The following is a 24,243-nucleotide window of genomic DNA, read 5'->3' on the forward strand; positions in this document are numbered from 1 at the left end:
CTCGCCCTCTTCCCGGCACCCGGTTCCGCGTCGGAGCCCGGCGGTGGCACCACCATCGTCGTGTTCAGGACTGGACAGGACATCGACGCCCTGCTCCCCTCGCTGCGAGGCCTCGTCGAGGGTGGCGCCGGGCAGTGAGGGCCCGCGTCGTCTGATCGTCTGCTTCCCGGGGCGAGCGCCGTCGGCCGAAGAGAACCGGGGTGAAGATGGCACGGCGCGGCCGTCGGCGCGGCGCCTGCGGCACCGGCCCCGACCACGATTACATCGGCCGGCCGGTGGCCGAGGGGGTCACCCACGGCTCCCGTCTTGCCTCCGGCCGGCCCTCCCGGGTGTGATGCCGTCGGCGGAGAACCACCACAGCCTCGGCCGGGGCCAGGAGCTCGTCGAACTGCTCCTGGTCGAACTGGCGCGCCCCGCTTACCCGATGTTTCGTCAGGTCATCCTGGTTTCCTCCGCACGGTGGTAACGCCGTCCGTCACCCGGGCCGTGCGCCGGCTGCGCGGCAAGGGCCACAGCGTCCTGGACCGCGCACTGGGACGGCGATGCTCACGCGGGCCGCATTGAGACCTCTGTCATGCTCGCCCTCGTGCCCCGCCAGGCGCGGCTGCATACGGCACAGGTCGGCAACACCACACCGATCCGGGAGCTGCTACCGCGCCTCCGGGCGGCCGAGCTCTCCGTCGTGAGTAGGGTCCGGTGCCAGGGAATCTGATCGCGCGGAAAGTTGCTCCCATGTGGCGGTGGCGCAAGGGATCCAGCCGACTTCCGGTGAGTACTGATTCCGCAAGGATGGTACTCAGTGCCTTTACATGGGGAACTGAGTGCCATAAGTTCTTGGGGGTGACACAGACGCGTCGGCCCCCGAACCGAGGACGTGGGGGGACGTTTTCCACTGGAGCCAAGCAGCGCACCGGCTGTGCAGGATCTAGCCGGTCTTCATCCATCAAAGCTGTCGTTGGTGCGGCATGCCGTCTTTTCGGTAGCTGCTGTGTCCTATCTGCGTATCGAGTGGTGTGGTCGCAGTGCGAAGCGATGACGGATGAATCGTGATCAGGGCGACTTTCGTCAACGATCGCACAGGGGTGATGCCCGACGTGTCCTCGGCCCATCTGCCGAAGACCTCGTGCTGCGAGGGCGTGTCGACGGCACCGCACCGCAGCTGATGCTGCCGCGTGCTCGTGTACGGCCCGCGGCTGGCAGCGACCGGAGCGCGGGAGAAGTCGTCCTGAGATATGTGAACCCTACGAGCCGCGTCGGCAGACGCCGAACCTGCAGCGCTCAGCAAGACGTCCCAGGCCGTCCTCGGGGCTCCCGGCTCTCCGGATGGGGACGGCAGGCGGCCCTGGTCTGGATTCCTCTTAATGCCTGCTCACCGAGGATGGGTCAGACCCGTCGAAGCGGTCCTTCCCACGGTCCGTAACCAGCCACGATCTCGGAGGTCATCGTGAACCCTGCCCGCTGCCCATCGCCGACGTTCTTGCTCTTCCCGGACGGGAGGATGCGGGGATGGCCGCCGGACCCGTCTTTCCTCCACGGCGAGGTGCCGACGCCCGCAGACATATACCTCGGTGAGGGAGAGAGGGCACATGTCTGACATCGAGCGAGTAGGGGTGGTCGGCGCGGGCCTGATGGGTTGCGGTATCGCCGAGGTGTGCGCGCGGGCGGGGCTCGATGTGATCGTGGCCGAAGTGGACAGTGCGGCGCTGGACTTCGGACGTACCCGCATCGAGAAGTCGTTCGCGCAGGGTGTGCGCCGCGGCAAGCTGACCCAGGACGACATGGACACCGTGCTGGCCCGGATCTCCTACACCCTCGACCTGACCAGGTTCGCCGACCGGGACCTGGTAGTGGAGGCGGTCGCGGAGGTCGAGGAGATCAAGGCAGAGGTATTCCGGATCCTGGACAAGGTGGTCGAGCGACCGGACGCGATTCTGGCCTCCAACACCTCCTCGATTCCGATCATGAAGCTGGCAACGGCCACCGGGCGAGCCGCGCAGGTGGTCGGCACCCACTTCTTCAACCCCGTCCCCGTGCTGCCGCTCGTGGAACTGATTCCCTCCCTGTTGACCAGTGAAGAGACATGCAGGCGAGCGCAGGCCTTCGCTACCGACGTCCTGGGGAAGACGGTGATCAAGGCACGGGACCGCGCCGGATTCGTAGTGAACGCGCTGCTGGTCCCGTACCTGCTGTCCGCGATCCGGATGCTGGAATCCGGCGTGGCGTCAGCCGAGGACATCGACAACGGTATGGTGCTCGGCTGCGCCCACCCCATGGGCCCGCTCAGGCTCGCCGACCTGATTGGCCTGGACACCACCAAGGCAGTCGCCGACGCAATGTACGAGGAGTTCAAAGAACCCCTCTACTCGGCGCCTCCGTTGCTGCTGCGCATGGTGGAGGCCGGCCTGCTGGGCCGGAAATCCGGGCGCGGCTTCTACGACTACTCCTATTGACCGAGACAGGAAGCCCGGCAAAGGCGAGGACTACCCTTCCAACGGCCGGGCGAGGAGCACGAGGAGCTCCGTGCTGTGGTGCGCGGGCTGGCGGAGAAGGAGATCGCACCGTACGCCGTCGATGTGGACGAGCGGTCTCGCTTCCCGGATGAGGAACCCAGGCGCTGAACGCGGCCGGGTGCAAGGACGTGCGCATCCCAGCGTTCTGCCCTGACGCGGCCCGGCAACGGCTGGGCGACAGGCCGCTGACCGGCCAGCGCACCCTCCAGGCCGCGGAACACCAGAATGCAGATACCCATCCCCAGGATCGTGTACTGAAGAAACCGATCGCGACAAACCAGTGGCCGACACCGAACACCCTCCACCGATTTATCCAGGTATGGCACAGAAAACTCCCTGGCCACGGTCTTGGTGCGCTGCGCCGGGTTTCCGGTACGGGTGTCCTCGGGCTGTCCGACCTTGACGAACTGGTAGATGTACGCAGCCGTGCGGGCGGCGAGCGCGATGCCGATCACGCTGGTGACCAGCGAGATGACGATCGCTGCGAGCTGCATCGGCTCCGTCTCCTCCGATGGATTGCCGCTGCCGATGCCTCATCGGGTGTCAGGACTCGCAGGACGTGTTGCTTAGACATCCGTGATGCGGATGCCTGCGTGTGCCTTGAATCGGCGGTTGATGGAGATCAGGTTGGCGACGGGGGCTTCCACCTGGTGGGCGTTGCGCAGTCGTCCGGCGAAGACTTCGCGCATGCCTGGGATGCGTTCGGCGAAGGCCTGGACGGTGTCGGCGGCGGTGCGGTTGTCGCCCGGCAGAAGGACGTCGGTGTCCATGCGGTCGACTTCCTGGTCCAGCAGGAGTACCGCGGACAGGTGGTGGAAGACGGCGGTGACCTGAGAGGCGGGCTGCAGCGCTGCGGCCTGTTCGGCGGCACTGCCCTCCGCAGGCTTCTGGGCGCCTCTGCTTGTCGAATTCCAGGGAATTGACGCCGTCCACCACGGTCTTGACGGCAAGCTCGTCTGCAAGGTCGGCGAGGAGTGCGCCTTGCACGTCTCAAGGAACCGCCACGATCACCACGTCGCTCTGTGCAGTGGCGGCACGGTTGTCGGTGCCGGTGACCTCGAAGCCGATCTCGCCGGAATGCGGCGTTGATCACTCAACACGCCTTCTGCGGGCGGTGGATCGACGCCCTCCAAGGCCCCGGGCGGTCCGTCCTGCGGCCTGCGTCGGACCGTGCCGGAGCTTCAGGGCTGGCCTGGGCGAAGCTGGACGAACAGGCCTTCGACTTCGGCGCAGACTCGTTCTCCGTCCCGAAGGGCACCGGTCATGTATCGCTTGCGGCCTTCCTCACGCTCGAACCGGACAACGAACTCCAAATCCTTCTCGACCGGCGTCACGCTGCGGTAGTCGACGTGCAGGTACGCAGTGCGCGCGGACGCGCGCCCGTCGCTGTTGGCGAACCGGCCCAGCACCTCGTCGAAGAGGAGAGGTATCGTCCCTCCGTGAGCGGCCCCGTTCTCGCCCAGGTGAAAACTGCCGAACCGCACCCGGCCGCGCCGTACGGACGCGTCCGAGACGACATCCCACACCAGCGGGATCAGCGCCGAACCGTTACCCGGAAGCTCCTCGCTGAAGCCGCTGATCCGAAACGCCTCCTCCCGCTCGGCGGGCGCGAGTAGTTCGGCGGCATGAGTCAGGTCCCGGGTCACCGCGGCGATCAGTTCCTCGTCCGGGGCGGCGGCCGCGATCCGGTCCTGCAGGAGCCGGACGGCTTCAATCATCTCGGCGTAGCCGGTCGGAACCGCAGGTGGCTGTCTGCGGTTCTGCCGGCAGCTGCTCAGTCCTTCTCCGTCCGAGACCGTTGCCATTGTTGCCTGTTCCATTTGTCCTCCCGGCCTGCCGTAGCGAACCGATGGCCGGGCGCCTTGTGCTCCGTGGGTCTGGACTCACAGCCTATGAATCCAGATCTCCGGCCTACGGACGGCATGTCACTTCTTGTTTCTACAATGTCGTGCCTTCGTGCCGTGCGACGGGCGGACCGGGCCCGGACGGGCACGAGTGGCGGGTTGGGAGTGGTCCGCGCGTAAGGAGGGTTGTCGCTCGCCGCTGCCCTCTATGAGGAGTCTGAGCGACGGGATCAACGCGTCGATGTCCTGTCAGGTTCTGAAGGCGACGATCGTGGTGCCTCCGATGTCGGGAGCCGGTGCGGCGAAGAGTGCGAGCACCTGGCGCAGGGCCTCGTCGACCTCGGCGACGGGGTCGGTGGATTCGCCCCACAGCCACCGGCGCGGGACGTGGTTGTGGGGCGAGACAACGTGTCGCTGCCATCAGCTCGGCCCGAAGATGCCGCTTTGGTTGAGTCGCCCATCCAGCCGGAGATGAACTCCCGGAACAGCCGCTGGTAGCGGGCCACGCTTGCGATCTCGCGGTCGTGCAGCGCGGCCACCTTGCTGGTGGGTGCGTATCGCCGATGCGCCAGATCACCCTCGCCGAGGTAATGGAGCAACATCAGCATCAGTTCCGGTGACGGGGCGGATGACGCACCTGGTAGTGCACCTTTGTTTGACCGATGAGCGGATCACAACACGCTGCGGAGTGCGGCTTCCGCTCTGTCCACGGAGGTGTCGAGGGCTTGGGCGTGAGCGGTGGAGAGGCTTCCGGTGCCGAGGCCTGAAGCGGTCAGCCCGGTGTGGAGTTTTACTCTCACGGACGATCAGTAGGCCCGGGCGTCGCCGTCGAGCGCGTGGCGCCGACTGGGTGGGGCACGCAGGCGGACGCCGGATGATGGCGTTCTCAGCGCGCCGCGGCCTTCCCGGCGCGGTAGCCGAAGATCATCGCCGGTCCGAGCGTGCCGCCCGCCCCGCCATAGACCATGCCGGTCGGCGCTGCCATCACATTCCCTGCAGCGAAGAGGCCCGGAATGACCTGGCTATCCATGTCGAGGACACGCCCGTCGACGTCGGTTCGAGGGCCGCCCTTGGTGCCCAGGGTCGACGAGATCAGCTCGACGGCGTAGTAGGGCCCCCGCTCGATCGGTCCGAGGGTGGCGAGGGGCGTCGGGTACAGGCTGCGGTCGCCGCACCATCCGTCGTATGCGCTGTCACCGCGGTTGAAGTCGTCGTCGTGTCCGTCAGCGACCATCGTGTTCCAGTGGGCGACGGTGGCCTCGAGCCTCGTGCCGGAGATACCTATGGTTACGGCCAGGTCGCTCAGGCTGTCTGCCCGAGGGACGAAGGCAGGCACCGGTGCGCCCGCAGGATTGCCGAAGCAGCCGTAGGAATCGACCAGTCCCTGGTCAAAGACCAGCCAAGCCGGCTGGTTGAGGTAACGGAACCGGCTGGGGTCGAAGGTGTGGAAGGCCCCACCCAACGCGTTGTAGTTTGCCGCCTCGTTCGTGAACCGGTCGCCCTGATCGTTGACGATGATGGAACGCGGCAGTGTGCGTTCCCGGTTGACGAGGTAGACGTTGTTGCCGCCGTCGGCCCGATCGCCCGGCTGTTGCATGACCGGGACCCACCAGGCTTCTCGCATGTTGCCCAGGCGCGCTCCCAGCCTCATCGCCATGCGAAGGCCATCGCCCGTGTTGGACGGGACACCGGCAGGGGAGGCCATCGGGCCGCGCAGGAAGTCTCGGGCGAGATCGGCGTCGTACTCGTAACCGCCCGTCGCCAGTACGACGGTTCGGCCGCGCACCTCACGGCCGTCAGCGAAGGCCACACCGACAACGCGCCCGTCGTGCACCAGCAGGCGCTCGGCGCGGGCGCCGGTCGTCGGCACGACACCGTGCTCCAGACAGCCGGCGAGAAGACTGCCGATCAGTGCTCGACCGAGTCCTTCGATCAGGTGCTGCTCGCGGTTGGCGATGACATTCGCTGGAAGGACTCCGGTGCCGCCGCCGATCGGTGTGTCGCCGACGTTCATCCGGCGCGGCGTTCCGACGATGCGGTCGACCCACTCGGAGATGCCTGCGAAAGAGAACAGTTGCGGCTCGATCGACCGGCCGCCCCCCGGCTTCCCGCCTGGATGCTCGGGGTGGTAGTCGGGGAATCCCGCGACGAGTTGGAAGCGGGCCGGCGTCTTTGTCTCGAGCCACTCGGTGAGCTCGTCGACCGTGTCGACGAACGCGTCACGCAACGCGGGAAGGATCATCCCATGGGAGAGGGAGTCGAGGTAAGCGATCGCGTCGTCGCGTGAGTCCTGGACGCCTGCCTCGCGGCCATAGCGGTTGGCCGGCAGCCAGACGACGGCGCTGGCGAGCGCGGTGGTGCCACCGATCTTCTCTGCCTTCTCGAACAGGCCGACTCTGGCACCGTTCGTCGCCGCAGCCAGCGCGGCCGTGAGGCCAGCGGCGCCTGTGCCGAGCACGATGACGTCGTACTCGTCGTTGTCCGACATGCGGAGATCCTTTCGCGTGGAGCCTGGAGCTCCCGGGCGCACAGGCTCGGTCGAAGGGGATGTGTGTTCTGGGGCTGGCGAGAGGGCTCGCTGCACGGCTACCGTCGCAACCTGCAGCCAATGATGTCAAGCATCATGTTCATAATCATGGATAGCTATCAACGCTGCGACGGTCATTGGCACCGCGTTACCGGAGTTCGACGGCCGGTGGCGTGCGGGTGGGTCCGAGGCGGATTTGCGCAGCTGCAAGGGCTGATGGTCGTCTGAGTCCGCCCGAAGGCGTGGGTAAACGGCCCCGGAGGCCCCTCCTGATCCAACGCCGTAGGTCAGGCCGCAGGTTCACCACCGCATGCATGCCGACTGTCAAGTTTCGGGCGTGGAGTCTGTGCCAATAGATATAATCAATGGGGAGAATCGTTGGCGAGGCCGATCGATCCGCCGAAGGCGAACGTCCCACTGGGTGACGGGGGAGCGCTCTCAGCGAGCCTCTGAGAGAGGAAGTCCATGTGATGGTGCACAACAGCTCGCGGCCCGAGAAGACGGCCATGATCACGGCGCGTCGGATCGTGCAGGATATCGACCGCATGGGGTTGACGACAGGGGACCTCCTGCCACCTGAGCGTGACATGCTCGCCGACTACGGCGTGGGACGTGGGACGCTGCGGGAAGCGCTGCGATTCCTCGAGTTGCAAAACGTCCTCTCGCTCAAGCCGGGGCCCGGCGGCGGCCCGATGGTTGAGAAGCCGGATGCGTCGGCGCTGGCCAACGCGATCCTCTTGTTGCTGCAGTTCGACAACGCTCCGTTCTCGCAGGTCATGGAGGCGCGCAACGGGCTGGAGCCGTTGCTGGCGCGCCTTGCTGCCGAGCGGATCAGCGATGCCCGGCTGGAGGAGCTGGGGGCATCGGTCGACCGTATGGCCGGCAACATCGGCGACATCCTCACCTTCCACGAGACAAACAAGGAGTTTCACGACCTGGTGGCGTGGGCGGCCGGCAACTCGCTCTTCGGCTTCCTCATCGATGCGCTGGTCGGCATCTTCGACGGCACCGTTGTCGGCGTCGACTACAACGAGCGTCGTCGGCGCGCCGTCCTCAAAGCGCACATGAAGGTGCTCGCGGCCTTGCGTCAGCGCGATGGAGATGCATCGGAGCAGGCCATGCGGGACCACATCGGTGAGTATCTCGCGTACATCGGCAAGAAGTTCCCGGACGTCATGAAGCGCTCGCTCACCTGGGACGTAGCCTGGCAGGGGTTCAGACGCAGCTGACAGAGACCGGCAGGAGGTGCTGGTCCTTTCATGAGACACCCGGGTACAGAGCAGGCACGAGCCCGGTTGGTCATGGAGTTCTCCACGCTCGGTGATCAACGGAGGGCTCGTGCCTATCCTGCCGTCATGGCTGTTCGAGCCCCTGCGGGACCAGTGTGCGGTGCTCTTGCCCGAGTGCGTCGACACGTCCGCTCGGCTGCCACAACTCGGGCGTCCCGGACCGGATGGTTTCGAGCACGAGATCGCTGAACTGGTGCACGGTTCCGACTGCGAGCGGATCGCTCGCCCGGGTCCACGCCCTGGCACGCCCGCGCGGTGGGCGAGAGGGCCGGGCGTCCGCGGGCGGACCGTGCGAAGCAGGGCCTGAAACGCTCGATGGCCACCGAGGTGTGCGGCGTTCCGCCCGGCATTGTCTCGGCCGGAGCCGACCGCCACGAGCGGGAGCGAGTCCTGGAGGGACTCGTGCTCAGCCGGACACTCCGAACGGTGTTGAGTGTCCGGTTACGTCCAGGGAAGTGGTGTACGGGTTTGACCTGATCCGGGGGTTTGCTCCGGCGTCGGGGTGAGGCCCGCATAGACGAACGGCCACCGGCTGATCTTTCAAGACGACCAAGTCTTTGAAGGAGATCAGCACGATGACCGCACCGGACAGTGTGCCCCTGCGTGCCCTCGCCGAAGAGAATCTCGCTTCGGCGAGTCCAGATCTACTCCGCGCGATGGTCAAAACGTTCGCCGACGCCCTCATGTCCGCCGAGGCCGACGTGCTCTGCAACGCCGAGTACGGGCAGGTCAACGAGGAAAGAGTCAACCACCGCAACGGCTACCGCCCGCGCGAGTGGGACACCCGGGCCGGAACGGTTTGCGGCTGCCTCGGCGGCAGGGCCGACACCATCCTGGCGGCTCTCGGCTTCACCGCGGGGCGTCCCCGGTCCGATCCGGGGCGGCAAGCGCCGAGTCGCGGAACGGAGCCACACGTGGGTGAACGCTTCGGCAAACTACGGCGCCGCACCGAGAGGCGCAGTCGCGTCGTGGACTTCTCTCTTCCCTGTCCGCGGCGATTTCCCTGTCCGCGGCGACCGTCGTGCTGCGTATGCTGATCCGTCGCGCGGCCCCGCTCTGCCGCCAGGGCAGTCGGCTCAGGACCGGGCGCCTAGGACTAAAACCTACTGCTGGTCTCGCCGAATCGGCATCGCTGCAGGAGAGGCTGAAGGCCAACTCCGCCTCGCTTTGACTCTCACCCTTTAATTCCCTGCGCATCATTGCTATGGTTCCGCTGGAGGCGGACGTCACGTCCGGCGTGCTCAAGCACTGCGGCGTGGCGCCCCGGGATCTGAAGGAGGGCCGATGTCCGGCGTCGAGAAACGCAGTCACAGCACCTACATCGACGGACAGTGGGAAGCCGGGGAATCGGGCCAAAGCTACCTGTCGACCAGCCCTTCGAAGGACGCGGTCATCGCAGAGACGGTGACCAGCTCGAGTGAGCAGGTCGATCGTGCGGTCGCGGCCGCGAAAAGGGCGTTCCGGTCCAAGGAGTGGCGGGCCTTCACCCCGCAGGACCGTGCCGACGTGCTGCTTCGGTTCGCCAACATCCTCGAGCGAGAGATGGAACCGCTCGCCCGGATGATGGCCGAGGAAGTCGGTACGCCGATCGCGGCCTGCCGCAGCATGCAGGTCGGTGGGCCCATCGAGGTCTTCCGGTGGTACGCCGAGATGGCCGTCCGCGGTCCGCGCGGCGGTTACGAGCACGCGCTGCCGCTATACGACAAGCCCGTTCCCTCGGGCAGCATCTTGCGGTACGAACCGGTCGGCGTCGTGGCCGCGCTGCCGGCGTACAACTATCCGCTCAACCTGCTGGCGTGGAAGCTCGGTGGCGCGCTCGCAGCGGGTTGCACCGTCGTCGTCCTGCCGTCGCCGCAGGGCATGTGGACCACACTGCGGATCTTCGAACTGCTCGACGAGCTCGGCCTGCCGCCGGGCGTGGTCAACCTGGTCGTCGGCGGCCCCGAGATTGGCGTCCAGCTCACCAGCCACCCCGATGTCGACATGGCAAGCTTCACCGGCTCCGACGCCGTCGGCGCAAAGGTCATGTCGCAGGCGGCGCTCGGTTCACTCAGCAAGTCGGTGCTCGAGCTCGGTGGCAAGAGCCCCAACATCATCCTGCCCAGCGCCGACCTCGAGGCGACAGTCGCCGCTTCGATCCTGCGGTTCGCGCGCAACGCCGGCCAGGGCTGCGCGGCGTGGAGCCGGATCCTCGTACCCGAGGCCGACGTCGACCGGTTCCTCGAGCTGGCCGATGCCTTCATCGAGACCGTCAAGGTCGGTGACCCACAGGAGGAGGACACGGTCGTCGGGCCGGTCATCTCCAAGGCCCACCGCGACAAGGTGGAAGGCTGGGTGCAGGGCGCGATCGAGCGTGGTGCCAGGTGGGGCGCGGGCGGCGGGCGGCCCGAGGGCCGGGAGACCGGCCACTACCTCAAGCCGGGCGTGCTCGCCGGTGTCGATCCTGACGACCCGATCGCCGACACGGAGTTCTTCGCCCCGATCGGCATCGTCTTCGGCTACCGCGACGTCGACCACGCCATCGAACTGGCCAACAACACCCGATACGGCCTGGCCAGCAACGTCTTCGGTCCGCTCGACGAGGCGATCAAGGTGGCCGAGCAGATCCGGGCCGGCACAGTCACGATCAACGGCGGCTCGGGCATGCGCCCCGACGCCCCGTGGGGTGGGCCGGGTCGCAGCGGCGTCGGCCGTGAACTCGGTGAGGACGGCTTCGCGGAGTTCTTCGAGGTCAAGCACATCCAGTACGCCCTGGCCGGGATCACCCGCCCGCCGGGCACCTGAGTCGCGGCTCGACCGAGTGACCCGACCCACTGACGAGGAGAAGCAATGAAGCTGAACAACAAGGTCGCGCTGGTCACCGCTGGCGCGTCCGGCATGGGCCGCGCCGGATCGGAACTCTTCGCGGCCGAGGGCGCCCATGTGATCGTGGTCGACGTCAACGCCGAGGCCGCCACGGAGGTGGTCAAGGGCATCACCGACAAGGGCGGCAGTGCCCGGGCGGCCGTCGTCGACGTGCGCGACCTGAACGCGCTCAAGCAGCTCGCGGACGAGGTCATGGCCGAACACGGCCGCGTCGACATCCTCTACAACAACGTCGGCATCCCGGGTGCGGCCGGTCTCGACCTGACCCCGGAGGAGTGGGACACCGGCCTGGAGATCAACGGCCGCGCCAGCTTCTTCCTGTCGAGCTACCTGACCGACGCGCTGAAGGCGTCGGGCAACGCCTCGGTGATCTTCACCAGCTCCACCTCGGGCCTGATCGGTTCGCCATTCAGTCCGATGTACTCGTTCACCAAGGGCGGCATCATCGCTTTGGTGCGGTCGATGGCCCTGGCGATGGCGCCGGACGGCATCCGCGTCAACGCCATCGCGCCCGGCTCGGTCGAGACCCCGGGCCTGCCGGGGTTCTTCAGGGCGAGCCCGGAGGAGACCGAGAAGCGGAAGGCCGCGTTCTTCGCCCAGATCCCGTTGGGCCGTGCCGCGCAGCCGGAAGAGATTGCACAGGTCGCGCTCTTCCTCGCCAGCGACATGTCGAGCTTCGTCACCGGTGTGACGATCCCCGTCGACGGCGGCCTGACCGCCAAGTGACCCATCGCTGATCCGAGCCGGGCCGTCGTGGCCCGGCTCGTCGGTTTAGGAGGAAGATATGCAGTTCGGGATCCTGATGGGTGACCAGCCGGTCTCCGTGCCGCCCGAGGAGCATCTCGACCTGATGCTCCGTAAGGTCGAGGCGGCGCAGAAGGCCGGCTTCACCTATCTCACCATCGGCCAGCACTTCCTGTACCAGGACTTCCGCTGGCTTCAGCCGATTCCGCTGCTGGCCCGCCTGGCCGCGGAGCTCGACGACCACGTCCGGATCGGGACGACCGTGCTGGTCGGTCCGCTCCACCATCCCGTCCAGCTCGCCGAGGAGCTCGCGACGCTCGACATCGTGACACGAGGCAAGCTGGTCGTCGGCATCGGCACCGGCTACCTTCCGCACGAGTACGAAGTCTTCAACATGCCGTACCAGAAGCGCTATGGGCTGCTCGAGGAGCAGATCGCACTGATGACCAAGCTGTGGACCGAGGACCGGGTCACCTTCCACGGACGCTTCTGGCAGGTCGAGGACCGACCCACCCACATCCACCCGATCCAGAAGCCGCGGCCGCCGATCTGGCTGGGTGCGATGAAGGAGACCGGAGTCAAGCGTGCGGCCCGGCACGGCGACGTCTGGACCATCACGCCCCAGCAGACGATCGAACAGGTCGAGAAGCTGGTCGGCATCTACGTCGAGGAGCGTCAGCGCCTCGGTCTGCCGCTGAACAAGCTGCCTCTGCGACGTGAGCTGCAGGTGGCTGACACCTTCGACGCCGCGCTCACCGACTTCGCCGCGGTCGCACACGGCAAGTACGTCTCCTACGCCGCCAGCGGGATGCAGTTGCTGGAGGCCGAACGGGTGCGTGAGGAGTTCCTCGCCAATGTGCAGGATCATGTCCTGCTCGGCACCGGCGAGCAGGTACGCCGGCAGATCCGTGACATCGCGGCCCGGCTGCCGATCGGGCCGCTGCTCATCCGGCCGCACTGGCCTGGTATGGACGCCGACCAGACGGCGGGCTACCTGGAGCGGGTGGGCCGTGAGATCGTGCAGCCGCTCGCCGATCTGGAGAGCATCGATTTCGACCAATTCGCGCCCGCGGCGGTCTGATCAGGCACATCCCCCAATGAGAAGGTCCCTGGCCGATCGGCCAGGGACCTTCTCTTTTGGCACCTCCCGGTTACTCCACGGGGCGCTTGAGCATGAGGCCCGCACGGTGGGCGATGTGGACGATCTCGTCGCGCTGGTTGATGCCGCGGTGCTCGAAGAACACGATGCCGGAGTCGGTCCGGCTCTTCGACTCGCGCTTGCCCAGGATGGTCGACTCAGCGCGCAGCGTGTCCCCGGCGAAGACCGGCTTGGGGAAGTCGAACTTCGTGTAGCCCAGGTTGCCCAGCGTCGTGCCCAGGGTCAGGTCGTGGACGATCATGCCGCCGATGAGCCCGGCCGTGAACAGGCTGTTCATCAGTGGGCGGCCGGCAGGCTGGGTCTTCATGTACTCCGCGTCGAGGTGGATCGGCGCGGGGTTCATGGTGATCGAGGTGAAGAGGATGTTGTCGTACTCCGAGACGGTGCGGGTCCACTCGTGGCGGAACTCGGCGCCGATCTCGAAATCCTCGTAGTACAGGCCGCTCATGATTCTTCTCGCTCTGCTGCGGTGGGATGGTGGGGAAGTGGGCCGGACAGGTCAGAGTCCGCCGTTGAGGCCGGCCAGCTCGTCGACACGGGCGAGCCATTCCTCGGCCTTGTCGGCGTGGGCCTTGTCGACGTGGATGTCGCCGTACATGACGGCACCGTCGCCCCGCGCCGCGGCCTCGCGGTAGGTCTCGAGCAGGCCGCGGTGGAAGTCGATCTGCTCGCTGTCGGGGGTGTAGACGCGGTTGACCACCGGTACGTGGGAGGGGTGCAGCACGATCTGGCCGCGGAAGCCCATCCCGCGGCTGCGGCGGGTGAACGCCTCGAGGCCCTCCAGGTCGCGGATCCGCTCCCAGAGCGCGGTGAGCGGATGCCGGCCCGCGGCCTTGGTGGCGAGCATGATCTTGGTGCGGTGGAAGAGTGACTCGGTGCCCTCGGGCGTCCACTCGAAGCCGACCGCACGCGCGATGTCGGCGTGCTCGGCCGTCGGGCCGATCATCGCGCCCACACGGGGTGAGCCAGCGGCGATCTCCTCACAGTTCTGGATGCCGTGGATCGTCTCGACCGGCACGATGTACTCCAGGCCGTGCACGCCGGCCTTGGCCTCGAAGTGGTCGACCAGGGTGTCGTAGCGGATCAGGTCGACGGCGTTGTTCACCTTCGGCGTGAAGACACCGGTGAGTCCCGGCACGACGACGGCCTCGAGATCGAGTCCTGTCATCTGGGTCCCGAGTGCGTTGACGCGCACCAGGATGCCGAGATCCGGAAAGTCCGCGGCGAGCTTCGGGATGCCCTCGGCGACGAGTTCGCGGGCCTGCTCCTTCTGCGCCTCGGGCACGGAGTCCTCGAGGTCGAGGACGATCGCGTCAGCCCCGGCCTCGGCGGCCCGGGTGTACCAGGACACCTTGTGGCCGGGGACGAACATGACGGTGCGGTAGGGCTTCATCTGATGCTCCTAGGGCTGGCCGCCGTCGACGGTCAGCAGCGATCCGGTGGTGTACGAGGCAGCGTCGCTGGCGAGGTAGAGCGCAGCTCCGCAGATCTCCTCGGGCTCACCGCCGCGGCGGGCCGCGAAGCCCTGGGCTCGCTGTGCGAACGCATCCGCGTCCCACGCCTTGCTGACGTCGGTGAGGAAGGTGCCCGCGACGATCGCGTTGACCCGGACCGTGGGACCGAGCGTGTGCGCCAGCGCGACGGTGATCGCGTTGAGTCCGGCCTTCGCGGCGGCGTAGGGCAGGGTGTGCGGCCGAGGGCGTTGGGAGGCGCGGCTGCTGATGTTGATGATCGATCCGCCGCCGTTCGCGGCCATCCGGCTGCCGGCCAGGGCCGCCAGCCGGAACGGCCCCTTGAGGTTGACGTCGAAGACCTTGTCCCACAGCGCCTCGCTGATGCTCTCGACCGAGTCGTAGAGCGGGGACATGCCGGCGTTGTTGACGAGGATGTCGAGACGGCCGAACTCCGCCTCGACCGCGTCCAGGGTCGACTCGGCCTCGTCCCAGTGGCCGACGTGATAGGCCAGCGGCAGGGCGCGGCGCCCGGTGGTCTCACGGACCTCCGCCGCCGCCTTCTCGCAGGAGTCCAGCCGACGACTGGCAATCACCACATCGGCCCCCGCCTCGGCGTACGCCTGCACGATCGCGCGGCCCAGGCCGCGACTGCCCCCGGTTACCAGAGCGACCTTGCCCGTCAGGTCGAAACCGGTCATCGCACGGCCGCCGTGACACCGACGCGGTCGTGCGTGTCGACGGTAACGCCGAGCTTGCGCAGCTCGGCCTTCTGCACGCGCTGACTCGGAGTCTTGGGCAGGTCGTCGACGAAGCGGAGGTAGCGCGGGACGGCGAAGGACGGGATGCGAGCGCCGGCGAACTCCCAGATCTCCTCGGCTGTGACGTCACCGGAGCAGATCAGGTAGGCCATCACCTCGTCCTCGCCCGCCTCCGAGTCCGCCGGTACGGCGATGACGGCACACTCCAGGACCTTCGGGTGGGCGAGCAGAGCCGTCTCGACCTCATAGGAGCTGATGTTCTCGCCGCGGCGGCGCAGCGCGTCCTTGAACCGGTCCACGAAGTAGAACCAGCCGGCCTCGTCGCGCTTGAGCGCATCGCCGGTGTGGAACCACAGGTTGCGCCATGCCTCGAGGGTCTTCTCGGGCATGTTGTAGTAGCCCATCGAGCTGATCCACGGCACGCGTGGGCGCACCACCAACTCGCCGACCTCGCCGACGCCGACCTCCTCGTCGGTCTCCGGATCCACCAGCCGTACGTCGAACCACTCGTCCGCCGCGAGACCCGCTGCGCCCGCGGGTCGGTCCTCGCCGTACGGCGAGAGGATCGGTGCGGTGGTCTCGGTGAGGCCGAAGACCTCGACGAAGGCCTCGATGCCAAAGCGCTCCTTGAAGACCGGCACGAGAGATGAGGCAGTCGGTGCGGCGAAGACCGCGCGAAGCTGGTTGTCGCGGTCGTCGGGGCGCGGCGCCTGCTTGGCGAGGAAGTCCATCATCACGCCGATGAAGTTGGTGACGGTCACCCGCGACTCACGGATCTGGTCGATCCAGCGGCTGGCGCTGAAGCGGCTGCGCACGACGGCACGGCCACCGGCGACGAGGGCCGGGTAGGTCGCCATGAACTGCGCGTTGCCGTGGAAGAGCGGGGTTACGGTCATCCAGGCGTCTTCGGCGGTGAAGCGGGTCAGCGAGACGCACTCGTCGGCGAAGAAGTACATCTGCGCATGCGGCATGGCGACGCCCTTGGACGGGCCGGTCGTGCCGGAGGTGAAGAAGACGGACGCCAGGTCCTGAGGGCGGACGGTCGGCAGGTCACCGGTCGCGGGCTGTTCCAGCTCCTCCCAGGGGACGGCGGCCCAGCCGTGGTCGTGCAGCAGCTTGATCGCCTCGTCGCGGCTGCCGGTGTCGATCACCCAGAACTTCTCGATCGTGCGGGCCGAGCTCTCGATCGGCACGAACTTCGCCGCGTGGACGTCGTCGATCACCGCGTAGCGGGCGGACACCGTGCGGATCTGGTGGGCCAGGAACTCCAGTTCGTAGGCCGTATTGATCGGCACCTCGACCAGGCCGGACACGGCAGTGCCGAGCCAGGTCCGGACGAACTGGGAGGAGTTCTTGCCCATGATCACGACCCGGTCGCCCTGGGCCGCCCCGGCGGTCAGCAGATTGCGGCCGACGCGCTCGGCGGCGGCCAGGATCTCGCCGTACGTCCAGGTGAGGTTCTCCTCGGGCACATCGAGGAAGACCTGGTCGGGGGTCCGCTCGGCGTGGTGCCGCAGGACGGTCGGCAGCGCCCACTGCTCACGGTCGGCGAAGGTGGGGGTCAATTCGGTGTAGAACCGGCGGGTCATCACTTCTCCTTCAGGCGGTTCGGCGGCGGGAACTGAGGGCGTCGGCGCTCGAGAAAGGCGCTGGCGCCTTCGACCATGTCGGGGCTGCCGATCGCTTGCAGCAGCATGCCGAGTCCGGTGCGCATGGAGTCCTGGGAAGAGTTCCACCAGAGGTTCGAGCTGATCTTCGTGATCTCCAGATAGCGCGGGCTCAGCGCCTTGATCTCGCCGATCCACTCCTCGACGCGGGCCATGAGCTGGTCGTCGTCCACGACCTCGTTCACCAGGCCGATATCGGCGGCCCGCTCCGCGGAGTAGCGGCGGCAGAGCATCGCCATCTCCTTGGCCCGCTTCTCGCCGATCTGGATCGGCAGGAGGTTGGTGGCGCCGAGCACAGGGGACGAGCCGACCTTCGGCCCGGTCTGGCCGAAGGTCGCGGAGCGCGCCGCGATCGCGAAGTCGCAGGCCACGACCAGTTCGTTGCCGCCACCTGCCGCGGCCCCGTTGACCGCCGCGATCACCGGACGCGGACAGCTGCGGATCGCGTCGCACAGCCGCAGGGACGCAGTGAAGAGCTCCCGCAGAGCGGCCGGGTCGGGGTCGTCGAGCTGGTCGAGTGCTCCGCCGGCGCAGAAGGCTCGGCCCGAGCCGGTGAGGACCACGGCGTAGGCGTCGGAGGCCTGCTGCACCGCCTGGGTCATCTGCTGCGCCATGGCGATGTCGTAGGCGTTCATCCGGTCCGGCCGGTCAAGCCGGATCCAGACCACGTCGTCTCGCCGGGTGACGGTCACGTCAGGCAAGGTTCATCCTTTCGATGACAGAGTCGGTGGGGGCGTCGGCGCGGGTGGCGTCGGCAGGGTCATGAAGTCGTCGGAGCCAGGGCCGGCTGGCCGATGCTCACTCGGGCCTTGACGACCTCCTTGGGGCGGTCCACGCCCAGCCAGGCGGTGCGGCTGCCATCGGCGGAGCGCCATTCGGCGGTCGCCAGGTTGCCGTCGTCGTCGGTGGTCACGGCGACGTCGTCGTCGGCGGAGTGCCGGCCGACGTACTGGACCTTGTGGCCGAACTGGTCGGACCAGAAGTACGGGACCGCGTCGTACGCAGGCGCGTCGTCGCCCTGGAGGAGGGCGGCGGCTGCCGTGGTCGCTGCGGCGCCCGCGTCGTCCCAGTGCTCGATGAGGAGGTGCGCTCCTGCCCGTGGCGACCAGCGCTCGGCCACGTCGCCGACGGCAATGACGCCGGGGGCACCGGTTCGGCAGCGCTCGTCGGTGAGGATGCCGCGACCCGTGGCGATGCCGGAGCCGTCGAGCCAGCCGATCACCGGCTTCACGCCGATGCCGACCACCACCAGATCGGCGGGGAGCACCTGGCCGTCGGCGAGTACCACGCCCTCGTCGCTCACCTCCTGGACCGCAAGCCGGCAGCGCAGGTCGACGTCACTCCACCACGGCCGCAGGTGCCGGGCGACCTGGTCGCCGAGGGTGCGTGCGAGCGGAGTCTCGTCGTACTCGACACAGGTGACACGGCAGCCGCGAGCCAGGGCGGCGGTCGCGACCTCGGCGCCGATCCAGCTGGCGCCCACGATGACGACCCGGCTGCCGGGGACGAGTCGCGCACGTACGGCCAGGGCGTCCTCGATCGTGCGGAGCGTCAGCTGCTCCCCGGTTCCGGGCAGCCGGACCGGGCCGGCGCCGGTGGCGATGACCAGGCCGTCGTAGGCCATGTCGCCTGCGTCGGTGTGCAGCACGTGCGCCTCGGGGGAGACGCCCGTCGCCCGGCGCCCGGGATGGAAGGTCACGTCGAGCTTCTCGACGTCGAAGGGGAGCGGCGTCGCGTCCCGGGTGCCGAGGAGGACGTCCTTCGACAGCGGCGGCCGGTCGTACGGCAGGTGCGTCTCCGCGGCCACCACGTCGATCGGGCCGGTGAGGCCCTTGCGGCGCAGGGCACTGCAGACGCGCGCCCCTGCGAGTCCGCCGCCGACGACGACGACCCGACCGTCATGCGGGACCATGCCCGCCTGGCCGCTGTTCACTGCGCCTTGGTGTAGTGCGCCGGGAACAGGGGAGTGTCGCCGAGGAGGCGCTCGCCCGGGGTGAACCGCACCGGGATGGAGTGGTAGCCGGCGTTGGTGCCCTGGTCCGGGTACGGCACAACCTTGTCCATCTCGATCTCGTAGTCGCCCATCCGGGCGAGGACCTGGCGGATCATCTCCCGGGCCATCGCCTTGCCCATGTGCGAGCCGGCGCAGCGGTGGATGCCAATGCCGAAGGCGACGTGACGGTTGGGCCAGCGCGTGATGTCGAGGGTGTCGGGGTCTTCGAACTGTGCGGGGTCGCGGTTCGCCGAGCCCCAGGCCAGCAGGGCACGGTCGCCCTTGCGGACGGGGCAGCCCTGGAACTCGGTGTCGGCCATGATCGTGCGGGCCAGCGCCTGGGTGGGGGAGAAGTAGCGCAGGAACTCCTCGACGGCGATGTCGGTCATCGACGGGTCGTCGATCAGGCGCTGGCGCTGGTCGGGGTTCTCGTGAAGCCAGACCAGCGACTGCGTGACCAGCGAGGCGGTGGTGCCGACTCCGCCGGAGATGACCAGCTCGAGGATCGAGTAGATCTCGTCGTCGGTCATCTTGCGGCCGTCCACCTCGACGTCGATGAAGTGGGTGGTTGCGTCGTCGCCGGGGTGCAGGCGGCGGTAGGCGATGTGCTCGCGGACGGTCTTGGAGACCCAGGGGACGGCGACTTCGGCCGCGTGCTGGTATTCCTTGGACCCTGGTGCGGCCGAGACGAGCGTGTGCATGGCGTCGACGTAGGTCTGGTACTGCGACGGGTCGAGTCCGAGCCAGTCGACGGTGACGGTCGCGGGTACGCCGGCGACGATCGCGAGGTCGGCCTCGCCCTTCTCGATGATCATGTCGATGAAGCCGGTGACGTAGTGCTTGATCCTCGAGTCGAGGCCCTCGACGGCCTTGGGGGCGGTCACCTGGTTGACGGCCTTGCGGTAGGCGCGAAAGTTCGGGGGATCGAGCTCGATCGGGATGTGGAGGGCGGTGGGTGCCTTGGGGATCGTCACCGAGAGTCCTGGCCCGCCGTACTCGTCGTGGCGCTGAGAGGAGAAGAGGTCGTCGTCCCGTGCGGCCTCGAAAACGGACGCGTAATCGGAGAGGATCCAGAAGCCGCCGTGCGACTCGGTCCAGGCGACGGGTGAGCTCGTGCGAAGCTCGCGGTAGATCTCGACGCGGTCGCGGGAGTGCTCGGGCGAGTGGTGGTCGAAGCTCGTCACCGGGCACCGGGGTGGGTTCGGCACAGCGTCCTCCTTCACGATGTTCGTGATAATAGTTATGATGAGTTGCTAGGTCGTCAAGGGCGGTTGCCCGAAGGTGATCGTCCGGTGTTCGAGCCGGCGTCGAAGCGAAGCGCTCCCGAAGGGTGTCGAGGATGAGGATTCGAGCGGACCTGGCCAAGTGCCAGGGTCATGGCCTGTGCCGCATGTCGGCACCGGATGTCTACGGCGTCACCGACGACGAGGGGCAGGTGATCGTGGAGTTCGAGGGAGACGTCCCGGCCGAGTTGGAGGATGCTGCCGCGCTCGGCGTGGAGTCCTGCCCCGAGCTCGCCCTCGAGATTGTCGAGTGACCTCTCGGAGCTGCTCTGGGAGGTCCCTGCAGGGCCGCCTTGCCCCGTCCGGGCATGGCGGCCCTGTGTCGTTCCGGCCATCAGCGGCCTGCTCGTGAGTGAGGGTGGTGACAGGGGCCCAGCTTCGTGATAACTATGATTATCAACCACATGAATGGAGCCCGCTGTGCTTGACGATCTCAACGAGCGACAGCGCGAATTCCGCGCTCTCGCCGCCGACGTCGCGAAGAACATCTACGCGCCGCTCGCGCTGCAGTGGGACCGGGAGCGGACCTTCTTCCCCGACGACGAGCGCAAGCGCCTCGCCGACCTCGGCTTCCTGGGCATCTCCATGCCCGAGGAGTACGGCGGCCTGGGGCTGCCGCTCTTGGACTCGCTGGTCGTCATGGAGGAGCTGGCCAAGGAGTGCCGGCCGGCCGCGTTCCAGGTCTTCGAGGCGAACACCGGTCCGGCCCGTCACATCGCGCTCCTGGGGAGCGCGGAGCAGAAGGCGGAGATTCTGCCGAAGGTGATCGCAGGGGAGGCGACGGTCGCCATCGGGATCTCCGAGCCTGACGCCGGCTCAGCCGCGACGGACATGACCACGGCTGCTGTCATCAATGGCGACACCGTGACGGTCCGGGGCAGCAAGCGCTGGATCAGCGGCGGCGGCCACGTCGACTACTACTACACGTTCTGCCGGTTTGATGAGCTTGCCGGTGCCAAGGGCATCGGCGTGGTCCTCGTCCCGGCTGACGCGCCCGGGGTCTCCTTCGGATCACAGGAGGCGCTGATGGGATTCCGCGGCATCCCGTCGTGTGACATCTACTTCGACGACGTCACGGTTCCCGTCAGCTCCATCGTGCGTGGCCCCGGTCACTTCCGCGAGCTGTTCACCGGCTTCTCGGTCGAGCGGCTGGGTAACGCCACGATGAGCCTCGCGCTGGGCCAGGCCGCGCTGGACCGTACGCTGGCGTATGTGCAGGAGCGCCACCAGTTCGGCCGGCCGCTGGTGGAGTTCCAGGCGGTCCAGACCCAGCTGGCCGACATGGTCATGGAGGTCGAGACGGCGCGGGCCTTGGTCTACCGCGCGGCGCGCGACGCCGGCACCGGCCTGCCCGACCCGCTCCAGGTCTCGCTCGCGAAGTGCCGTGCGAACGAGATGGCGAAGCGGGTCACCGACATCGCGATGCAGCTCCACGGCGGAAACGGCTACACCGAGGAGTACGGCATCGAGCGGATGCACCGCGACGCCCACGGGTGGGCGATCGCCGGCGGCACTCCGGCCATGCAGCGCACTCGCATCGTGTCCGAGCTGCTCGGACGGAACTTCAACCAGCGACGGAGCTGACATGGGTATCGACAGCAGGCGCGGCCTGTCGGCAGAGCAGCTTCTGATCCAGGACGGGGCCCGGAAACTGGCTGCTGGATTCGCCGATGTAGCCGCAGAGGCAGACGAGCTGGCGACGCCGCACCCGGGGATGCGGCAGGCGCTCGCTGACAGCGGGCTCGTCCGACTGCTCGTCCCCGCGGCGTACGGCGGTCGCTACGACCGCATCGACACCCTCGCGGTGACGTTGGTGCGCGAGCAGCTCATGGCCGTGAGCGCGCATCTCGACACCCTGTTCTGCATGCAGGGCATCGGGAGCTACGCGCTCGCGCGCGGCGGATCGGCGGAGTTGCGCCGGGCCTGGCTCCCGCGCGTTGTGGAGATGGACGCGATCGCGGCTCTCGCACTCACCGAGGACGACGCCGGATCCGACCTGAAGGCGGTCAGCACGACCGTCGAGCAGCGGGGGGACCGGCTCGTCGTCAACGGTCGCAAGTCGTGGATCTCGAACGGCACCGCGGCGGACTTCTTCTGCACCCTTGCTCGCGAGGGTGACGGCTACTCGATGGTGCTGGTGCCCGCCGACGCCGCAGGTGTCAGCGTGACGCCGACCGAGACGATCATGGCACCGCACGTCATGGGCGACATCAGCTTCGACGGTGTCGAGCTGCCCGTCGGCAACCGGTTGGGCGAGCCGGGCAAGGCATGGTCCTTGGTGTTCGCCACCCTCGGTTCGTTCCGGGTCTCGGTCGCGGGCGCCGCCGTCGGCCTGGCGCAGGCCGCACTCGATGCCGCGGCGCGGCATGCGGTGACCCGGCACCAGTTCGGCCGACCGCTCGCCGAGATCGGCCCGGTGGGTCAGCTGCTGGCCCGCGCCTGGGCCGACCTGGAGTCGGCGCGGGTCTTCGTCTACCAGGCTGCCGCCCAGGCTGCGGACGACCCGCGGGCGGCGCTCGACGTGTCGTCGATGGCCAAGGTGGTCGCGACCGAGGCCGCCGCACGGATCGTGGACAACTGCGTGCAGGTGATGGGCCGGCACGGACTGGTCCGCGACAGCGTGATCGAGCGGGCCTACCGTGCGGCCCGACCAATGCGGATCTACGAGGGTGCGACGGAGACGGTCCTGGACTCGCTCTCCAAGGAGCTCGTCAAGCAGTACAGGTGACGACGGATGAAGTCGCGCACTGATGATGTCGAGAGGATGACGATGACCGCACCGCTGTTGTGCGACGCCCACACCCACGTGTGGCCCGACAAGATCGCCGCGAAGGCGCTTGCAGGGCGGGTCGACTTCATGGAGCCGGAGTTCGACGGCACCGTCGCCGGCCTGACCCGCACGCTCGACCGCGCCGGGATCTCCCGCTGTGTCGTGATGGGCATCGCAGACGAGGCGAAGTACCTCCATCGCACCAATGAGTTCATCGGTGGGCTGCGCTCGGAACGACTGGTGCCTTTCGGTACCATCCATCCCGACCTGCCGGTCGAGGAGAACATCGACAGCCTCCGCAGCAACGGAGTCGTCGGGATCAAGCTCCACCCGCTCTTCCAGCGGTTCCGCCTCGACGACGAGCGGCTCCTGGCCATCCTCGACGCGCTCGGCGACGAGTTCCCGGTCATCGCTCACGTCGGCAAGGGCGGCGTACCCGAGACCGACCAGCTCGCCACCCCGGCGATGCTCGCCGCGATCATCGACCAGCTGCCGCGGCTGCGGCTCATGGCGACGCACTTCGGCGGCTTCCACCGGCTCGAAGAGGTCGAGGAGCACGTCATCGGCCGCAACGTCGTACTGGAGACCTCCTGGCCGCCCACCCTGCGCGCCCTGGGCAAGGAGCGCGTCGTCGACCTGATCCGGCGTCACGGTGTGCACCGGGTCGTCTTCGGCTCCGACTGGCCTATGTCGAACCCCACGGAGTGCATGGACGTGATCCGCGACCTCGGCCTCGAGCCGGACGAGGTCGACGCGGTCCTCGGCCGCAACCTCGACCGCTGGCTCGATGGCGTGCGCATCGAGCAGCCGCTGGAAAAGAGGAGCTGAGCATGCGTAACGCTGTCATCGTCGACGCCGTCCGCTCGCCGATCGCCAAGGGCAAGGCCGGCGGGGCCCTCGCGGGCCTCCACCCGGTCGACCTGCTCGCGCAGGTGCTGCGCCAGGTGGTCGACCGCAACGGTATCGACCCCGGCTGCGTCGACGACGTCGTCACCGGCTGCGTCAGCCAGGTGGGGGAGCAGTCCGCCACACCGGGCCGGATGGCCTGGCTGGCCGCCGGCCTCCCGGAGCACGTCCCCGCCACGACGATCGACCGCAAGTGCGGATCCAGCCAGCAGGCGGTCACCTACGCGGCGTACGGCGTGATGGCCGGTCAGCAGGACGTCGTCATCGCCTGTGGCGTGGAGTCGATGAGCCGCGTGGTGATGGGCAGCGCCCGGATGGGCGCCGACCCCTACGGCGCCGGCGTCACCGAGCGCTACGCCCCCGGCCTCGTCAGCCAGGGCCTGGCGGCCGAGCTGGTCGCGGACCGCTGGAGCCTCACCAGAAGCGAGCTGGACGAGTATGCCGTCCGCTCACACCGCCTCGCCGGCGAGGCGG

At 68.0% G+C, this 24,243-nt stretch carries 19 protein-coding genes and 4 pseudogenes; 12 read left to right on the top strand and 11 right to left on the bottom strand.

Annotated features, from left to right (window positions below):
• The first annotated feature begins 1,586 nt into the window (after positions 1-1,586).
• Positions 1,587-2,450 (top strand): 3-hydroxybutyryl-CoA dehydrogenase, encoded by an 864-nt coding sequence (locus BZY54_RS43145; RefSeq protein ID WP_086730822.1) that lies wholly within the window; start codon positions 1,587-1,589, stop codon positions 2,448-2,450.
• Between the two features lie 313 nt (positions 2,451-2,763).
• Here BZY54_RS43145 and BZY54_RS54120 read toward each other — a convergent pair.
• The 4 genes and pseudogenes from BZY54_RS54120 to BZY54_RS43165 form a co-directional block, all read right to left on the bottom strand.
• Positions 2,764-3,004, bottom strand: a pseudogene (locus BZY54_RS54120) (Fe-S oxidoreductase); the annotation flags it as partial.
• A 72-nt stretch (positions 3,005-3,076) separates the two neighbouring features.
• Positions 3,077-3,581: pseudogene (locus BZY54_RS54125) on the bottom strand (NAD(P)-binding domain-containing protein); the annotation flags it as partial.
• Between the two features lie 110 nt (positions 3,582-3,691).
• Positions 3,692-4,330 (bottom strand): PaaI family thioesterase, encoded by a 639-nt coding sequence (locus tag BZY54_RS43155; RefSeq protein WP_208640943.1) that lies wholly within the window; start codon positions 4,328-4,330, stop codon positions 3,692-3,694.
• Between the two features lie 910 nt (positions 4,331-5,240).
• On the bottom strand, positions 5,241-6,842 hold the full coding sequence (locus tag BZY54_RS43165; protein ID WP_086730824.1) for an FAD-dependent oxidoreductase: 1,602 nt from the start codon (positions 6,840-6,842) through the stop codon (positions 5,241-5,243).
• A gap of 509 nt (positions 6,843-7,351) precedes the next feature.
• On the opposite strand from BZY54_RS43165, the gene BZY54_RS43170 reads away from it, so the two are divergent.
• The 6 genes and pseudogenes from BZY54_RS43170 (at position 7,352) to BZY54_RS43190 (ending at position 12,860) form a co-directional block, all read left to right on the top strand.
• Positions 7,352-8,110, top strand: coding sequence for a FadR/GntR family transcriptional regulator (locus BZY54_RS43170; RefSeq protein ID WP_208640944.1), 759 nt, complete (start codon positions 7,352-7,354; stop codon positions 8,108-8,110).
• Positions 8,111-8,745: 635 nt separating this feature from the next.
• Positions 8,746-8,970, top strand: a pseudogene (locus BZY54_RS43175) (transposase); the annotation flags it as partial.
• A gap of 55 nt (positions 8,971-9,025) precedes the next feature.
• A pseudogene (locus BZY54_RS55730) lies at positions 9,026-9,263 on the top strand (IS5/IS1182 family transposase); the annotation flags it as partial.
• 191 nt (positions 9,264-9,454) lie between these two features.
• Positions 9,455-10,954, top strand: coding sequence for an aldehyde dehydrogenase family protein (locus tag BZY54_RS43180; protein WP_086730825.1), 1,500 nt, complete (start codon positions 9,455-9,457; stop codon positions 10,952-10,954).
• 45 nt (positions 10,955-10,999) lie between these two features.
• The gene (locus tag BZY54_RS43185) at positions 11,000-11,761 is read left to right on the top strand and encodes an SDR family NAD(P)-dependent oxidoreductase (protein ID WP_086730826.1); all 762 of its coding nucleotides are present in this window, start codon (positions 11,000-11,002) and stop codon (positions 11,759-11,761) included.
• 58 nt (positions 11,762-11,819) lie between these two features.
• Entirely contained in the window at positions 11,820-12,860 is a 1,041-nt protein-coding gene (locus BZY54_RS43190) for an LLM class flavin-dependent oxidoreductase (RefSeq protein WP_086730827.1), read from the top strand.
• Between the two features lie 70 nt (positions 12,861-12,930).
• On the opposite strand, the gene BZY54_RS43195 is transcribed toward BZY54_RS43190, so the two are convergent.
• From BZY54_RS43195 to BZY54_RS43225, 7 genes are all read right to left on the bottom strand, one after another.
• On the bottom strand, positions 12,931-13,389 hold the full coding sequence (locus BZY54_RS43195; RefSeq protein WP_341868736.1) for a MaoC family dehydratase: 459 nt from the start codon (positions 13,387-13,389) through the stop codon (positions 12,931-12,933).
• 48 nt (positions 13,390-13,437) lie between these two features.
• On the bottom strand, positions 13,438-14,331 hold the full coding sequence (locus BZY54_RS43200; RefSeq protein WP_086730829.1) for an HpcH/HpaI aldolase/citrate lyase family protein: 894 nt from the start codon (positions 14,329-14,331) through the stop codon (positions 13,438-13,440).
• Positions 14,332-14,340: 9 nt separating this feature from the next.
• Complete coding sequence (locus BZY54_RS43205; RefSeq protein ID WP_086730830.1) at positions 14,341-15,090, bottom strand: SDR family NAD(P)-dependent oxidoreductase; 750 nt, start codon at positions 15,088-15,090, stop codon at positions 14,341-14,343.
• On the bottom strand, positions 15,087-16,739 hold the full coding sequence (locus BZY54_RS43210) for an AMP-binding protein (RefSeq protein WP_086730831.1): 1,653 nt from the start codon (positions 16,737-16,739) through the stop codon (positions 15,087-15,089). The genes BZY54_RS43205 and BZY54_RS43210 overlap by 4 nt, the downstream gene beginning before the upstream one ends.
• Entirely contained in the window at positions 16,739-17,509 is a 771-nt protein-coding gene (locus BZY54_RS43215; RefSeq protein ID WP_086730832.1) for an enoyl-CoA hydratase/isomerase family protein, read from the bottom strand. Before BZY54_RS43215 ends, BZY54_RS43210 begins: the two co-directional genes overlap by 1 nt.
• Before the next feature lie 68 nt (positions 17,510-17,577).
• On the bottom strand, positions 17,578-18,750 hold the full coding sequence (locus tag BZY54_RS43220; protein ID WP_208640945.1) for an FAD-dependent oxidoreductase: 1,173 nt from the start codon (positions 18,748-18,750) through the stop codon (positions 17,578-17,580).
• Positions 18,747-20,018 carry a cytochrome P450 gene (locus BZY54_RS43225; RefSeq protein WP_086730833.1) on the bottom strand — a complete coding sequence of 424 codons (1,272 nt, stop codon included), beginning with the start codon at positions 20,016-20,018 and terminating at the stop codon, positions 18,747-18,749. The genes BZY54_RS43220 and BZY54_RS43225 overlap by 4 nt, the downstream gene beginning before the upstream one ends.
• 131 nt (positions 20,019-20,149) lie before the next feature.
• Between BZY54_RS43225 and BZY54_RS43230 the strand changes: the two genes are divergently transcribed.
• The 5 genes from BZY54_RS43230 to BZY54_RS43250 form a co-directional block, all read left to right on the top strand.
• The gene (locus tag BZY54_RS43230; protein WP_086730834.1) at positions 20,150-20,347 is read left to right on the top strand and encodes a ferredoxin; all 198 of its coding nucleotides are present in this window, start codon (positions 20,150-20,152) and stop codon (positions 20,345-20,347) included.
• Positions 20,348-20,513: 166 nt separating this feature from the next.
• Complete coding sequence (locus BZY54_RS43235; protein WP_244217616.1) at positions 20,514-21,677, top strand: acyl-CoA dehydrogenase family protein; 1,164 nt, start codon at positions 20,514-20,516, stop codon at positions 21,675-21,677.
• A gap of 1 nt (position 21,678) precedes the next feature.
• On the top strand, positions 21,679-22,821 hold the full coding sequence (locus BZY54_RS43240; RefSeq protein WP_086730836.1) for an acyl-CoA dehydrogenase family protein: 1,143 nt from the start codon (positions 21,679-21,681) through the stop codon (positions 22,819-22,821).
• Between the two features lie 42 nt (positions 22,822-22,863).
• Positions 22,864-23,691 carry an amidohydrolase family protein gene (locus BZY54_RS43245; RefSeq protein ID WP_208640946.1) on the top strand — a complete coding sequence of 276 codons (828 nt, stop codon included), beginning with the start codon at positions 22,864-22,866 and terminating at the stop codon, positions 23,689-23,691.
• Positions 23,692-23,693: 2 nt separating this feature from the next.
• Positions 23,694-24,243, top strand: a 550-nt coding sequence (locus tag BZY54_RS43250; protein ID WP_483025161.1) for a thiolase family protein, incomplete at its 3' end; no start/stop codon positions are given.

The organism is Streptomyces carpinensis, assembly GCF_002154505.1.
GTDB lineage: Bacteria > Actinomycetota > Actinomycetes > Streptomycetales > Streptomycetaceae > Streptomyces > Streptomyces carpinensis.

Excerpts from the sequence above, each read along its gene's own strand:
- BZY54_RS43230 (WP_086730834.1), top strand. The coding sequence starts at position 20,150 with ATGAGGATTCGAGCGGACCTGGCCAAGTGCCAGGGTCATGGCCTGTGC.
- BZY54_RS43205 (WP_086730830.1), bottom strand. The coding sequence starts at position 15,090 with ATGACCGGTTTCGACCTGACGGGCAAGGTCGCTCTGGTAACCGGGGGC.
- BZY54_RS43180 (WP_086730825.1), top strand. The coding sequence starts at position 9,455 with ATGTCCGGCGTCGAGAAACGCAGTCACAGCACCTACATCGACGGACAG.
- BZY54_RS43210 (WP_086730831.1), bottom strand. The coding sequence starts at position 16,739 with ATGACCCGCCGGTTCTACACCGAATTGACCCCCACCTTCGCCGACCGT.
- BZY54_RS43200 (WP_086730829.1), bottom strand. The coding sequence starts at position 14,331 with ATGAAGCCCTACCGCACCGTCATGTTCGTCCCCGGCCACAAGGTGTCC.
- BZY54_RS43190 (WP_086730827.1), top strand. The coding sequence starts at position 11,820 with ATGCAGTTCGGGATCCTGATGGGTGACCAGCCGGTCTCCGTGCCGCCC.
- BZY54_RS43185 (WP_086730826.1), top strand. The coding sequence starts at position 11,000 with ATGAAGCTGAACAACAAGGTCGCGCTGGTCACCGCTGGCGCGTCCGGC.
- BZY54_RS43165 (WP_086730824.1), bottom strand. The coding sequence starts at position 6,842 with ATGTCGGACAACGACGAGTACGACGTCATCGTGCTCGGCACAGGCGCC.
- BZY54_RS43145 (WP_086730822.1), top strand. The coding sequence starts at position 1,587 with ATGTCTGACATCGAGCGAGTAGGGGTGGTCGGCGCGGGCCTGATGGGT.
- BZY54_RS43245 (WP_208640946.1), top strand. The coding sequence starts at position 22,864 with ATGACCGCACCGCTGTTGTGCGACGCCCACACCCACGTGTGGCCCGAC.
- BZY54_RS43240 (WP_086730836.1), top strand. The coding sequence starts at position 21,679 with ATGGGTATCGACAGCAGGCGCGGCCTGTCGGCAGAGCAGCTTCTGATC.
- BZY54_RS43170 (WP_208640944.1), top strand. The coding sequence starts at position 7,352 with ATGGTGCACAACAGCTCGCGGCCCGAGAAGACGGCCATGATCACGGCG.
- BZY54_RS43155 (WP_208640943.1), bottom strand. The coding sequence starts at position 4,330 with ATGGAACAGGCAACAATGGCAACGGTCTCGGACGGAGAAGGACTGAGC.